Genomic DNA, 12,918 nt, shown 5'->3' with positions numbered 1-12,918 from the left:
CTCGAACCTTTAACAGGAGCACCTTATGAAAACCCGCATGACATCCATGCTAATCCGGGCGCTGGGCGCCTTGTTGGCGGCCTGCTGCCTGCAAGCGGCCGCCGGTCCGATACTCAGCATCCTCCCTTCATCACCCATGGTGTTGCCCGGCCAGACCTTCAGCGCCACGGTGGCGATCGAGAACGCCAGCGATTTGTTTGCCTACCAGTTCGACCTGGCATTCAACCCTGGGCTGCTGCGCATCACCAATGTGACCGAGGGCAGCTTCCTGCCCTCGGTCGGCCCCACCGTCTTCTTCCCTGGCACCATCGACAACAGGGCCGGGCAACTGGCGTTCACAGTGGGCACGCTGACCGATGGCCTGCCAGGCGCCAGCGGCGACGGCGGCCTGGTGCGGATCGACTTCCAGGCCCTCGGCACCGGCGGCATTTCCGGCCTGTCGCTATCTAACCTGATCCTGTTGAACTCCAGCCTGGTCGAGATCGCCGACGCGTCGGTGATCCCGGGCCAGGTGGCCGTGGTGCCGGAACCCGGCACCTTGCTGCTGCTCTGCTCCATGGTGCTGGGCATGCAGTTGGCCCTGCGTCGCAAACCCCGACATTGACGAACCAGACAGGGACACCCACCCGTATCTGCCGCGAACCTTTACGGACCCGCGGGGTCCATAGATTAAAAGGCATCAGGGTGATCTCATGAAGAAAACTGCCGCAGTGCTGGTATTGGGACTGGTCATAGCCGTGCCGGCCACGGCTGACTTCGAGGCAAGCCTGAAGGCGCTTCAGGTGCACGATTACGCCACCGCGCTGGCCGAAGCGCGTCAGGGGCAGGCGAGCGGCGACGCGCGTGCATCGTACCTGGTGTTCATGATCCTGAGCCAGACCGCGCTGCATTATCTTGATGCGGCCGGCAAGCCCGACATGGCCCGCTATTTCCAGTTGGCGGCAAGGCCCGTTGCCGAGCGCGCGCTCGACGTGGAAGCGTTCGACGCTCTGTATCGTGCCGCCGCCACCGGATTCCCGCCCGCGGTGCTCGGACTGGCGGCGATGGAAAGCGGCGTGGTCGGCGAAGGCAATCGGGCCCGGATGTTGGGGTTGTTGCAGGCGGTTCCACCGCAGCAGAAGCAGCTGTTGGCCGGCTACGAAAGAGCCGGGCAGCTGCTCGATCGCCTGGGACAGAGCCATGCCTCGCCCCGGCTGTTCATCGATACGCTGGAGTTGGCGCAGGTCATGGCGGCCGCGAAGGCGTGTCCCCCGGGCCCGGCCATCCAGCCAGTCAAGTTGCTGGCCACGGCGATCTCGACGCCACCCCATGACACCATCTACCTGCCGTCAACGGTGCCGGGCTATGAGCATGCGTTTCTGATTGCCGGCCAGTGGCAGGAGGAATGGACGTTCCAGGCCTGCGGAAAAACGGTGGCGCTGAAGATCGACTTTTCCGCCGATGGCCTCGGCGGCGCCAACATGCGCACGGACGGCCAGGCCGCCAGAGTTATCGAGGCCAACGATCGACAATGAGCATCCGCCATCGGCGCTTATTTGACGCGCTGCTTCTCCAGCTTGCGCGCCAGCGTGCGGCGGTGCATGCCCAGCCGCCGCGCCGCTTCCGAGATGTTGAAGTCGGTCTCGGCCAGCACCGTGTGGATGTGCTCCCACTCCAGCGTCTTGACCGACGTGGCGCGGTTGGTCAATTCCAGCTCCGCCGCGCCTGCCACGTGTTCGAAGGCCGCTTCGATGTCGTCGGTGTTGGACGGCTTGGCCAGGTACTGGCAGGCGCCCAGCTTGATCGCCTCCACCGCCGTGTTGATGCTGGCGAAGCCGGTCAGCACCACGATCAACATTTCCGCGTCGTGCTGGTGCAGCATCTGCACGCAGGCCAGTCCGGACGAATTGCCCTTCAGCTTCAGATCCACCACCGCGTAGCCCGGCGAGTGATCGACCAGCAACGCACTGGCTTCATCCACGTTCTCGGCCAGCAGCACCTTGTAGCCGCGCCGCTCGAACGAGCGGCTCAAGGTACGGGCGAAGGCGGCGTCGTCCTCGACCAGCAACAGCACGCGTTCTTCTTCAGTAGTCATATTGATTAGTTTCCGGTTTGATTTCGATTTCCGACAGCGGCAGCGTCAGGCGCACCAGCGCCCCGCCCTGCGGCCAGTTCGACGCCGTCACCGCGCCACCCAGGGTGCGCGCGACGTTCACCACCAGGAACAGACCCAGGCCACCGCCCGGCCGTCCCTTGCTGGAGTTGTAAGGCTTGCCCAACTGCGCCAGGATCTCCGGCGCGAAGCCCGGCCCGGCGTCCATCACCTGCAGCACCAATTGGCCTTCCTCGACGCTCGCCTCCATGCGCAGCCATTGCGGCGACGCCTCCAGCGCATTGTCGAGCACATTGCAGATCATTTGTTTCAGTGTCGAGTCGGACACCACCGGATGATCCGGCGCGATGCGGTTGTCGAATTCAAACGCCACCACCGGCCGCCCCACCCGCCATTCCGCCACCAATTCCGCCAGGAAGGTGTTGATGGTGGTGGCCGCCGACGATTCGCCGCGCGTCTCGCCGGCCGACAGCAAGATCCCGCTGACGATGGACTTGCAGCGCTTGAGCTGGGTCTGCATCTCGACTATCTCCTCCAGCAGCACGGCGTTGGCCTTGAACTCGGGCATGTGCTTCCAGTCGCCCAGGATCACAGCCAGCGTGGCCAGCGGCGTGCCCAGCTCGTGGGCCGCGCCCGAAGCCAGCAGCCCCATGCGGATGATGTGGTCCTCTTCCGCTGCGCGCTGGCGCAGGTCGGCCAGCTTGGACGCCGTCACCCGCACGTTGCGCATGATGCGCGTGATAAACACGACCAGCAGCGCCGCATCCAGCACGAAGCAGATCAGCATGCCCTGCACATACAGGCTGAAAATGCCGCGTCCATGGTCCAATGGCAACGACAATGGTTCGGAGAACAAGGCCAGGCCGGCGATGCAGGTCCCGGTGACGCCGACGATGGTCCAGGTCGACCATGCCTCCAGCAACACCGCGCCCAGGATCACATGCAGCAGGTACAGGAACACAAAGGGATTGGTGGCGCCGCCGCTCAGGTAGAGCTGCGCCGTCAGGCTGGCGATATCGACCGTCAGCGCCAGCAGCAGCTCGCTGTTGGACACCACCTGGTTTTCCTGCCAGCGCAAGGTGCTGGCGATGTTGAAGGCGATCAGGCAGGCCAGCACGTTGAGCATGGCCGGCAAGGGCAGACGCACGTCGAACACCATGGTGGTGGCGAAGATGGTGGTGATCTGGCCCACCACCGCGATCCAGCGCAGCTGGATCAGCTGCTGCATGTTCTTGTGGCCGGCCGCGTGGGTGATGGTGTTGGCCGAAGCGTTCACCGCCGCCAGCGGCTCGATCACCGGGGCATTCGGCCTGCCCCGGTCGTACGGATTGTCGTTTTTCCTGGCCATTTACGCTTTAGTCTGTGATTTGCGCCCGTCGCGGACGACCCATACGGCGCCGCCGACGATCATCAGCGCCAGCGCGTACCAGGTGACAGCATAAACCAAATGGTTGTTGGCGAACGAAACCACGGTCAGGCCGCCGAGCGGCTCGCCCTCGACGACAGCGGCGTCGGCGTCGGCGTCGACGAAATACGGCGCCACGGCCGGCAGCCCGCGCGCGTGGGCGATGGCTTGCACGTCGCGCGTGTACCAGTAGTTGCGGCCCGGTTCATTCTGGCGCAGCCGGCCGGAGACTTCTCCCAGCCGCAGCAGTCCCGTGACCGCGACCGCATCGCCGCCTGCGGCGCAGGCATCGGCCTTGGCGGCCGGTGGTGCGGCCTGTGGCGCCCAGCCGCCGGAACCGGCGCGGATGAAGCCGCGATTGACCATGACGATGGCGCCATCAGCCGTGCACAGCGGCGTCAGCACCCAGTAGCCGATGCCACGGTCCAGCGAGGCCAGTACCTGCGTGTCCGAACCCTTCAGATAGTGGCCGCTGAGCCGCACGCGGCGATAATCGTCCGCCTCGGCGTTCAGCTGCGGCCACAGCGCCACGCCGGGCGCCTCCACCGGCGCCGCGTGCACGCGCTGCTCGACGCGTTCGATCAGCGCCAGCTTCCATTGCAGGCGGAATATTTGCCACGTCCCCAAAGCAAAAAACCCTGCAAACATCAGCCCGGCCGCAATGGCCAGGCTGATGCGCAGGGTGCGGGAACGTGGGCGCGATGCCCCTTCCATCATTGCATGTCGCGCATGTTGTGCACGTCCGTACCCATGGACGGCATCATATTGACGTTCATGTGGTACATGACCCAGATCGAACCGGCCAGTACGATCACCAGCAGCACCAGCGTGAACATGGTCGCCAGCAGCGACCAGCCGCCTTCGATCTTGCCGTTCATGTGCAGGAAGTACACCATGTGCACCACTACCTGAACCGCAGCGAAGGCCAGGATCACCGCGGCGGTGGTGCTGGACTTGTCGAAGGCCTTGTGCATCACCAGCCAGAACGGGATCGCGGTCAGGATCACCGACAGCACGAAGCCGATCGCGTAGTCCTTCAGGCTGCCGTGGGCGCCAGCTTCGTGGCCGTGGTCGTCATGACCGTGGTCGTGACCGTGGTGGTCGTGGTTGTGAGCGCTCATGGCAGGACTCCCATCAGATAAACAAAGGTAAACACGCCGATCCAGATCACGTCCAGGAAGTGCCAGAACATCGACAGGCACATCAGGCGACGATTGTTTTCCGGCGTCAGGCCGTGCTTGGCCAGCTGGAAGATCAGCGTGACCAGCCAGATCGAACCGAACGTCACGTGCAAGCCGTGGGTACCGACCAGCGCGAAGAACGAGGTCAGGAACGCGCTGCGCTGCGGACCGGCGCCTTCGTGGATCAGGTGAACGAATTCATCCAGTTCCAGGTACAGGAAGGCCAGGCCGAACAGGCCGGTGATGGCCAGCCAGACGATGGTGGCCTTCAGGTTCTTGCGCTGCGATGCGATCATCGCGAAGCCGTAGGTGATCGACGACATCAGCAGGAAGCCGGTGTTGAGCGCCACGGTCGGCAGGTCGAACAGCTCGGCGCCGGTCGGGCCGCCCGCGTAGTTGCGGCCCAGTACGGCGTAGGCGGCGAACAGGCCGGCGAACAGCAGGCAGTCGCTCATCAGGTAGAGCCAGAAGCCCAGCAGCGTGCCGTTCTCCGGGTGGTGGTCGCGCACGTAGTAGCGTGCGCTCGGGTCGGCGCTCACGGCGCCGTTAGCGATAGATTCAGACATGGGCTTCCAGCAAACGAGTATGCGCTTCTTCGGTGCGGATGACTTCTTCCGCAGGGATGTAGTAATCGCGCTTGTAGTTAAAGGTGTGCGTGATGATCGCGACCATCATGGCGATGAACGACAGGCCGGCCGGGATCCACATCTGCCAGATCATGCAGAAGCCCAGCGCGAACGACAGCGCCGAGATGATGAAGCCGGCAGCGGTGTTCTTCGGCATGTGGATGGCCACGAAGCCCTTGGTCGGACGCTGATAGTGATTGGCCTTCATGTCGGCCCAGCTGTCGCTCTCATGCACCACTGGCGTGAAGGCGAAGTTGTAGTCCGGCGGTGGCGACGAGGTCGCCCACTCCAAGGTACGGCCGCCCCATGGGTCGCCGGTGACGTCGCGCAGCGCGTCGCGGTTTTTCCAGCTGACGTAGAACTGCACCAGCATCGCGCCGATACCTGCGGCGATGATCAGCGCGCCGATGGCGGCGATCACGAACCATTTTTGCAGCGACGGATCTTCGAAGTGGTTCATGCGGCGGGTCACGCCCATGAAGCCCATCACGTACAGCGGCGTGAAGGCAACCCAGAAGCCCACCAGCCAGCACCAGAACGATACCTTGCCCCAGAACTCGTCGAGCTTGAAGCCGAACGCTTTAGGGAACCAGTAGTTCAGGCCGGCGAAGCAGCCGAACACCACGCCGCCGATGATGACGTTGTGGAAGTGGGCGATCAGGAACAGCGAGTTGTGCAGCACGAAGTCGGCAGGTGGAACGGCCAGCATCACGCCGGTCATGCCGCCGATGGTGAAGGTCAGCATGAAGCCGACGGTCCACAGCATAGGCACGTCGAAGCGCACGCGGCCCTTGTACATGGTGAACAGCCAGTTGAAGATCTTGGCACCGGTCGGGATCGAAATGATCATCGTCGTGATGCCGAAGAAGGAGTTCACCGACGCGCCCGAGCCCATCGTGAAGAAGTGGTGCAGCCATACCAGGTAGGACAGGATGGTGATCACGACGGTGGCGTACACCATCGAGGTGTAGCCGAACAGTTTCTTGGCCGAGAAGGTCGAGACGATTTCCGAGAACACGCCGAACACCGGCAGCACCAGGATGTACACCTCAGGGTGGCCCCAGATCCAGATCAGGTTGACGTACAACATCGGGTTGCCGCCGAGGTCGTTGGTGAAGAAGTTGGTGCCGACCATGCGGTCCAGCGACAGCATCGCCAGGGTGATGGTCAGGATCGGGAAGGTGGCGACGATCAGGGCGTTGGTGCACAGCGCGGTCCAGGTGAAGACCGGCATTTTCATCATGTTCATGCCTGGCGCGCGCATCTTGACGATGGTGGCGATCAGGTTGACGCCCGACAGCGTGGTCCCTACCCCGGCCACCTGCAGCGACCAGATGTAGTAGTCGACCCCGACGTCAGGTGACGCGGCGATGCCCGACAGCGGCGGGAAAGCCAGCCAGCCGGTGCGGCCGAATTCGCCGACGAACAGCGAGACCATGGTCAGCATGGCGCCGAAGGTGGTCATCCAGAACGAGAAGTTGTTCAGGAACGGGAACGACACGTCGCGCGCGCCGATTTGCAGCGGCACCACGTAGTTCATCAGGCCGGTAACCAGCGGCATCGCCACGAAGAAGATCATGATCGTGCCGTGGGCCGTGAAGATCTGGTCGTAGTGGTGCGGCGGCAGCATGCCGGCGTTGTCGCCGAAGGCGATCGCTTGTTGGGCGCGCATCATCAGCGCGTCGGCGAAGCCGCGCAGCATCATGATAATCGCCAGCACCATGTACATGATGCCGATTTTCTTGTGGTCTATGGAGGTGATCCAGTCGCGCCACAGCGGGCCCCACAGGCGGAATTTGAACATCGCGGCCAGGAAGGCCAGGCCGCCGATCGCCACCATGGCGAAGGTGCCGATCAGGATGGGCTCGTGGTATGGAATTGCTTCCAGCGACAGCCGCCCAAAGATCAGTTTGGTCAGGTTGAGATCAGACATGGTCATTCTTTACGGAGTGGTTGGGCCGTGGCGGTGGCGACTTTAGGCTCGCACACATCTTTCGGCAGTTCTTTCGCGGCGGCGGCAGCCTGCATGCGCATGGCGTCCTGCTCCATCTGCGCGTTCATGCAGACCGAGCCTTCGGCCACGCAACGGTTCAGCACCAGGTCGTACAGGCCTTTGTCGACGCTGCCGAAGTGCATGATCGGATGCTTGATGGTCGGCTTGTCCAGGTCCAGGTAGCCGGCGCGGGTCAGCGTGTTGCCGCCCTTGCGGGTTTTCTCGACCCAGGCGTCGAAGTCGGCCTGGCTGACGCCGTGGTACTTGAACTTCATGTCAGAGAAACCGGCGCCGCTGTAGTTCGACGAGAAGCCGTCGTACACGCCCACCTTGTTCATCACCGCGTTCAGCTGGGTCTCCATGCTGGGCATGGTGTAGACCATGCCGGCCAGCGCAGGGATGTAGAACGCGTTCATCACGGACGACGACGTCATTTTGAAACGGACCGGCACGTCGATCGGGGTCACCAGCTCGTTGACGGTGGCGATGCCTTGTTCCGGGTAGATGAACATCCATTTCCAGTCCATCGCCACGACCTGCACTTCCAGCGGCTTGACGCCGACGGCCACCGGACGGTTTTCGTCGATGCGGCTCAGTGGGCGGTATGGGTCCAGCAAGTGGGTGTAGATCCAGGTGATCAGGCCCAGCACGATGATGATCAGCAGCGGAGCGCCCCAGATCAGCAGTTCGAGCTTGGTCGAATGGTCCCAGTTCGGTTTGTATTCAGCGGCAGTATTTGACTTCCTGTAGCGCCAGGCGAACAGACAGATCAAAAACATAACGGGTACGATAATCAACAGCATCAGCAAGGTTGACACAACGACAAGGTGCGCCTGCTGGGCTGCGATATCACCGGACGGGTTCAACACGACCGTGTTGCAGCCTGCTAGCCACAACAGCGGTGCGAGGAACAGTCCACGACGCGCGAGAGGAGGAATCATGAGGTAATCTACGTTACAGTATGTGGATGATGTGTTACTGTACCAATCACGGAATGTTCTAGCCATTGGACACTTTGTCCTAGGAGCCGGGACATATACGTGATAAAAATATCAACGTAAAAGAGACAGAGATTATGGCCACTACGACTACACCAAACGGCGTGCATGTTGGCGCCCAAGAACCATCTCAGGCCGGTAATGATGCACGCAACATCAATGCACGGGACGACGATCACATCTCACCCGGCGAAATAGCGGTCGGCGTCGTCATCGGGCGCGCTTCCGAGTATTTCGATTTCTTTGTCTACGCGATTGCTTCCGTACTCGTGTTCCCTTCTCTGCTGTTCCCGTTCGACGGGCGGCTGGAAGGCACTCTGTACGCGTTCACCATCTTCTCTTTTGCCTTTATTGCAAGGCCTATCGGTACCGTGATCTCGATGGCCGTTCAGCGCCGCTACGGGCGTGAGGCCAAGCTGACCGGGGCGCTGCTGCTGCTGGGCTCGACCACCGCCGGCATTGCCTTCTTGCCATCTTACGCCGACAACGGCTTTTACTCCATCGTCATCCTGTCGGTGTTGCGCATCGGCCAAGGCCTGGCGCTGGGCGGCTCGTGGGACGGTTTGCCGTCGCTGCTGGCGCTCAACGCCCCTGAAAACAAGCGCGGCTGGTACGCCATGCTGGGTCAGCTGGGCGCGCCGGTCGGCTTCTTCATCGCCGCCGGCCTGTTCTGGTACCTGATCGGCAACCTGAGCGACCTCGACTTCATGGACTGGGGCTGGCGCTATCCGTTCTACGTGGCCTTCGCCATCAACGTGGTGGCGCTGTTCGCCCGCCTGCGCCTGACCTCGACCAGCGAGTACGCCAAGCTGCTGGAAGAGCGCGAGCTGCAACCAACCAGCGTGATCGAAATGGCCAGCTCGCAGGGCCGCAACCTGATCATCGGCGCCCTCGCCGCCCTGGCCAGCTATGCGTTGTTCCACCTGGTGACGGTGTTCCCGCTGTCGTGGATCACGATTTACTCGCCGCGCTCGGTGACCGGCTTCCTCGGCACGCAGATGGTGGGCGTGGTCTTGATGGCGGTGGGCGTGGTGGCTTCCGGCGTGATCGCCGACCGCATCGGCCGCCGACGCACGCTGGGCTCGCTGGCCATATTGATCGCGGTGTTCAGCGGCTTCGTGCCGATGCTGCTCAACGGCGGTGAAGGCGCGCAGGATGCCTTCATCATGCTGGGCTTCGCCTTGCTGGGCCTGTCGTACGGCCAGGCGGCCGGCGCGGTGACGGCCAACTTCCCGGCGCAGTACCGCTACACCGGCGCGGCCTTCACGTCCGACCTGGCATGGCTGGTGGGCGCGGGCTTCGCGCCGCTGGTGGCGCTGGGCGTGTCGTCGCAGTTCGGGCTGGCGTATGTGGGCCTGTACCTGCTGTCGGGCGCAGTCTGCTCGCTGGCGGCATTGAGCCTGAACCGCGCGCTCGACATCCGCAACTAATCAGTCGCCTCAGACGCCCCCCTAACCGCGGCGGGGTCTGACCCCGTACGGGGTCAGACCCCTGTGGCGCTTTGCGGGTCAGGCGCCGTACACGACGCATGTACTTCTGCTAAGCTTTCATTCTTTACCCCTCCCGGAGTATCGAATGAAGGTATGCATAGTAGGCGCCGGCGCCATCGGCGGTTTTATCGGCGCCCGCCTGGCTGCGGCGCAATCCAGTGATCTGAGCGCGTACGCGCGCGGTGACACGCTCGCCGCGCTGCGTCAGCACGGCTGGCGCCTGCAACAGGGCGACACGCTGATCCAGGCGCCCGCCCGCGCCAGCGACAGCGCGGCCGAACTGGGACCGCAAGATGTGGTGATCATCGCCGTCAAGGGCCAGGCACTGGCCGCCGCCGCCCGGCAGATCGCACCCCTGATCGGACCTGAAACCGTCATCCTTCCTGCCATGAACGGCGTGCCCTGGTGGTTTGGACAAGGCGTGGCCGCCATCGGCGACGAGCCGCTGGCCAGCGTCGATCCCGGCGGCCTGGTCGCGGCAGCGCTGCCCTACCGGCAAGTACTGGGCTGCGTGGTGCACGCCAGCACCTCCACACCGTCGCCGGGACTGGTCAGCCACAAGATGGGCAACGGCCTGATCATCGGCGAACCGGCCGGCGGCGACTCCGAGCGCGCGCAGAAGCTGGGCGCCCTGCTGCGCCTGGGCGGCTTCGACGTCAAGGTAGCGGCCGATATCCGTTACGACATTTGGTATAAATTATGGGGAAATATGACCCTGAATCCGGTGTCGGCCATCACCGGCGCCACGGCGGACCACATTCTGGACGACCAACTGGTGGCCGAATTCTGCCGCGCCGCCATGCGCGAGGCGGCCATCATCGGTGAACGTATCGGCTGCCGCATCGTCGAAACGCCGGAGCAGCGCCACCTCGTCACGCGCAAGCTGGGCGCCTTCAAAAGCTCCATGCTGCAAGACGCCGAGGCCGGCCGCATGCTGGAGCTGGACGCGCTGGTAGCCGCCGTGCGCGAGATTGGCCAGCGCTTGCAACTGGCCACCCCGCACATCGACGCCTTGCTGGGACTTACCCGGCTGTTCGGCCGCGTGCACGGCCTGTATCCGGCCTAGCGCTCTTCGCGGTTGCCCCGCTCATCGCGGCTGCCCGACTGGCGTTGGGCTGGATCGCTGTTTTCCTTGTTTTTCGTATCGCGGCTGGTGTCCACGCTCTGCTGCTGGCTGCCGCCGCGCGTACCGCTCTGCTGCGAGCCCGGCGTGCCGGATTGTTTGCTGGTGTCTTGTGGCTTTTGATTCTGAGTCATGATCATCTCCTGTCAAAGTGTGTAGACCGGCGTTGCCGGTGATGCATCATGTTCCAGGCGGCCGCGACGTGGTATAGGCGCGCCACCCCATCCCGTGTAAGACAGCGCTGAGTTCCCAGCGAACATAGCGTTGCGCAAATGCCTCAATGTTGCAAATGGGGCCATATCCGTTTCTCTCGTGATCACTCTGGATGACTCGCGCAGCCATGCGTTTGGCTTCCAAAGCCACTGCAAAATCGCCAGTCACTCCCCGGTTTCGCTCTAAGATCGGCTCATTGCAGTAATGACACCGTTTCTGAGAAGCCCCCTATGAAACCAGCATTGAACGTACACGCAGCACTGTCCGGTAAGCGCGTACTGATTACCGGCAGCACCGGTTTTCTCGCCAAGGTAGTGCTGGAAAAGCTCATCCGCAGCGTGCCGGACATCGGCCGCATCGTGCTGGTGATACGCGGCGGCCGCGGCAAGAAGAACGGCGACGCCCGCACCCGTTTCGAGCGCGATATCGCCACCTCCTCCGTCTTCGACCGCCTGCGCGCCGAACGTCCGGCCTTCCTGGCCGAGTTCTTCGCCGAGCGCATCGAGTGCGTGACCGGCGAAGTGACCGAGCCGTGCTTCGGCCTGTCGCTGGCCGAGTTCAACGCGCTGGGACGCCGCATCGACCTGGTGATCAACGCCGCCGCCAGCGTCAACTTCCGCGAAGCCCTGGACGTGGCGCTGTCCATCAACGCCCTCAGCGTGCAGAACGTGGCCGAACTGGCCCGTGCCGCCAATGCGCCGCTGGTGCAGGTATCGACCTGCTACGTCAACGGCTACAACCGCGGCGCCATGCTGGAGCAGAACGTCACGCCGGCGCGCGCCGCCATCCCGCGCCACGCCGACGGCCATTATGATTTATACGGTTTACTCAAACACCTGCAACACCGCGTCGCCGCCATCAAGGCCGAAACCACCGACGCCGAGCAGCTGACGCGGCGCCTGACGGAGCTGGGCATCGCCGAAGCCAACTACCATGGCTGGAACGACACCTACACCTTCACCAAGTGGATGGGCGAGCAGCTGGCGATGCAGGCCATGCGCGGCAAGACGCTGACCATCGTGCGCCCGTCCATCATCGAAAGCACCTTGCAGGAACCGGTGCCCGGCTGGCTGGAAGGCGTGAAGGTGGCCGACGCCATCATCCTGGCCTACGCGCGCGGCAAGACCAGCTTCTTCCCGGCCAAGCCGAACGAGATCGTCGACATCGTGCCAGCCGACCTGGTCGCCAACAGCATCATCCTGGCCGCCGCCGAGGCGCTGGCCGATCCGGGCGCGACCCGCATCTACCAGGCTTGCACCGGCTCCGCCAACCCGATCTCGGTCGGCCGCGTGATCGAATTGTTCCAGACCGAATCGCAGCGCAACTGGCGCAACTACGAGCGGCTGTTCTACAACGAGCCGAAACACGGCTTCCGCGTCGTCAGCCGTCCGGTCTTCCTGGTCCTGTTGAAGGCCATGAGCCTGGGCGCGACCGCCTGGAGCGGCGTGCGCCGCCTGCTGGGCGCGGGCGAATCGCCCAAACTCGAAGCACTGCGTACCACGCAGCTGCTGGCGTTGACGTTCTCGTTCTACACCGCGCCGCGCTACGTGTTCCATAACAAATCGCTGCTGGCGCTGGCGCAGCGCTTCGGCAGCGAAGACCGGGCGCGCTACATGGTCGACCCGACCGTCATCGACTGGCCGGACTACCTGTGCCGCATCCACATGACGGGCCTGAACCGCTATGCGTTGCGGCCGCGCTCACCCAAATCGCTGGAGGCGGCGGCGGCAGCGGCGCCGGTTCCAGAGCAGGAAACTGAAGCACGACCGGTAAAAATATAAACGGACGTCGACCAAG

General features: G+C 63.5%; 13 protein-coding genes. 5 read left to right on the top strand and 8 right to left on the bottom strand.

Annotation, left to right across the window (positions count from 1 at the left end; genetic code table 11):
• The first annotated feature begins 37 nt into the window (after positions 1–37).
• On the top strand, positions 38–604 hold the full coding sequence (locus tag RUGAMON1_RS18145) for a cohesin domain-containing protein (RefSeq protein ID WP_445231823.1): 567 nt from the start codon (positions 38–40) through the stop codon (positions 602–604).
• An 88-nt stretch (positions 605–692) separates the two neighbouring features.
• Positions 693–1,514 carry a hypothetical protein gene (locus RUGAMON1_RS18140; protein ID WP_445231822.1) on the top strand — a complete coding sequence of 274 codons (822 nt, stop codon included), beginning with the start codon at positions 693–695 and terminating at the stop codon, positions 1,512–1,514.
• Between the two features lie 17 nt (positions 1,515–1,531).
• On the opposite strand, the gene RUGAMON1_RS18135 is transcribed toward RUGAMON1_RS18140, so the two are convergent.
• From RUGAMON1_RS18135 to cyoA, 7 genes are read right to left on the bottom strand one after another with little or no spacing between them, the layout of a single operon-like run.
• A complete protein-coding gene (locus RUGAMON1_RS18135) occupies positions 1,532–2,074 on the bottom strand; it encodes a response regulator transcription factor (protein ID WP_116989097.1) in 543 nt (180 codons plus the stop codon).
• Complete coding sequence (locus RUGAMON1_RS18130; protein WP_445231821.1) at positions 2,064–3,440, bottom strand: ATP-binding protein; 1,377 nt, start codon at positions 3,438–3,440, stop codon at positions 2,064–2,066. Before RUGAMON1_RS18130 ends, RUGAMON1_RS18135 begins: the two co-directional genes overlap by 11 nt.
• The gene (locus tag RUGAMON1_RS18125; protein WP_445231820.1) at positions 3,441–4,214 is read right to left on the bottom strand and encodes an SURF1 family protein; all 774 of its coding nucleotides are present in this window, start codon (positions 4,212–4,214) and stop codon (positions 3,441–3,443) included.
• Entirely contained in the window at positions 4,211–4,618 is a 408-nt protein-coding gene (cyoD, locus tag RUGAMON1_RS18120) for a cytochrome o ubiquinol oxidase subunit IV (RefSeq protein WP_445231819.1), read from the bottom strand. The genes RUGAMON1_RS18125 and cyoD overlap by 4 nt, the downstream gene beginning before the upstream one ends.
• Positions 4,615–5,244, bottom strand: a complete 630-nt coding sequence (gene cyoC / locus RUGAMON1_RS18115; RefSeq protein WP_445231818.1) for a cytochrome o ubiquinol oxidase subunit III — start codon at positions 5,242–5,244, stop codon at positions 4,615–4,617. Before cyoC ends, cyoD begins: the two co-directional genes overlap by 4 nt.
• Positions 5,237–7,237 (bottom strand): cytochrome o ubiquinol oxidase subunit I, encoded by a 2,001-nt coding sequence (gene cyoB, locus RUGAMON1_RS18110; protein WP_445231817.1) that lies wholly within the window; start codon positions 7,235–7,237, stop codon positions 5,237–5,239. Before cyoB ends, cyoC begins: the two co-directional genes overlap by 8 nt.
• Before the next feature lie 2 nt (positions 7,238–7,239).
• Positions 7,240–8,238: a ubiquinol oxidase subunit II gene (gene cyoA / locus RUGAMON1_RS18105; RefSeq protein ID WP_445231816.1), complete on the bottom strand. Its 999-nt coding sequence runs from the start codon at positions 8,236–8,238 to the stop codon at positions 7,240–7,242.
• 134 nt (positions 8,239–8,372) lie between these two features.
• On the opposite strand from cyoA, the gene RUGAMON1_RS18100 reads away from it, so the two are divergent.
• Positions 8,373–9,725 carry an MFS transporter gene (locus RUGAMON1_RS18100; RefSeq protein WP_445231815.1) on the top strand — a complete coding sequence of 451 codons (1,353 nt, stop codon included), beginning with the start codon at positions 8,373–8,375 and terminating at the stop codon, positions 9,723–9,725.
• A 145-nt stretch (positions 9,726–9,870) separates the two neighbouring features.
• The gene (locus RUGAMON1_RS18095; RefSeq protein WP_445231814.1) at positions 9,871–10,851 is read left to right on the top strand and encodes a 2-dehydropantoate 2-reductase; all 981 of its coding nucleotides are present in this window, start codon (positions 9,871–9,873) and stop codon (positions 10,849–10,851) included.
• Here the strand turns inward: RUGAMON1_RS18095 and RUGAMON1_RS18090 are convergent.
• On the bottom strand, positions 10,848–11,042 hold the full coding sequence (locus tag RUGAMON1_RS18090; protein WP_445231813.1) for a hypothetical protein: 195 nt from the start codon (positions 11,040–11,042) through the stop codon (positions 10,848–10,850). The genes RUGAMON1_RS18095 and RUGAMON1_RS18090 overlap by 4 nt on opposite strands.
• Positions 11,043–11,351: 309 nt before the next feature.
• On the opposite strand from RUGAMON1_RS18090, the gene RUGAMON1_RS18085 reads away from it, so the two are divergent.
• Positions 11,352–12,902: an SDR family oxidoreductase gene (locus RUGAMON1_RS18085; RefSeq protein ID WP_445231812.1), complete on the top strand. Its 1,551-nt coding sequence runs from the start codon at positions 11,352–11,354 to the stop codon at positions 12,900–12,902.
• Positions 12,903–12,918: the final 16 nt, after the last annotated feature.

Origin of the sequence: Duganella rhizosphaerae (assembly GCF_040364205.1) — a bacterium.
Lineage (GTDB): Bacteria > Pseudomonadota > Gammaproteobacteria > Burkholderiales > Burkholderiaceae_D > Rugamonas > Rugamonas rhizosphaerae.
The sequence above is the reverse complement of the archived record's forward strand: the minus strand, read 5'-3'. Positions and strand labels throughout refer to the sequence as shown.

Excerpts from the sequence above, each read along its gene's own strand:
- RUGAMON1_RS18145 (WP_445231823.1), top strand. The coding sequence starts at position 38 with ATGACATCCATGCTAATCCGGGCGCTGGGCGCCTTGTTGGCGGCCTGC.
- RUGAMON1_RS18140 (WP_445231822.1), top strand. The coding sequence starts at position 693 with ATGAAGAAAACTGCCGCAGTGCTGGTATTGGGACTGGTCATAGCCGTG.
- RUGAMON1_RS18135 (WP_116989097.1), bottom strand. The coding sequence starts at position 2,074 with ATGACTACTGAAGAAGAACGCGTGCTGTTGCTGGTCGAGGACGACGCC.
- RUGAMON1_RS18130 (WP_445231821.1), bottom strand. The coding sequence starts at position 3,440 with ATGGCCAGGAAAAACGACAATCCGTACGACCGGGGCAGGCCGAATGCC.
- RUGAMON1_RS18125 (WP_445231820.1), bottom strand. The coding sequence starts at position 4,214 with ATGATGGAAGGGGCATCGCGCCCACGTTCCCGCACCCTGCGCATCAGC.
- cyoD (WP_445231819.1), bottom strand. The coding sequence starts at position 4,618 with ATGAGCGCTCACAACCACGACCACCACGGTCACGACCACGGTCATGAC.
- cyoC (WP_445231818.1), bottom strand. The coding sequence starts at position 5,244 with ATGTCTGAATCTATCGCTAACGGCGCCGTGAGCGCCGACCCGAGCGCA.
- cyoB (WP_445231817.1), bottom strand. The coding sequence starts at position 7,237 with ATGTCTGATCTCAACCTGACCAAACTGATCTTTGGGCGGCTGTCGCTG.
- cyoA (WP_445231816.1), bottom strand. The coding sequence starts at position 8,238 with ATGATTCCTCCTCTCGCGCGTCGTGGACTGTTCCTCGCACCGCTGTTG.
- RUGAMON1_RS18100 (WP_445231815.1), top strand. The coding sequence starts at position 8,373 with ATGGCCACTACGACTACACCAAACGGCGTGCATGTTGGCGCCCAAGAA.
- RUGAMON1_RS18095 (WP_445231814.1), top strand. The coding sequence starts at position 9,871 with ATGAAGGTATGCATAGTAGGCGCCGGCGCCATCGGCGGTTTTATCGGC.
- RUGAMON1_RS18090 (WP_445231813.1), bottom strand. The coding sequence starts at position 11,042 with ATGACTCAGAATCAAAAGCCACAAGACACCAGCAAACAATCCGGCACG.
- RUGAMON1_RS18085 (WP_445231812.1), top strand. The coding sequence starts at position 11,352 with ATGAAACCAGCATTGAACGTACACGCAGCACTGTCCGGTAAGCGCGTA.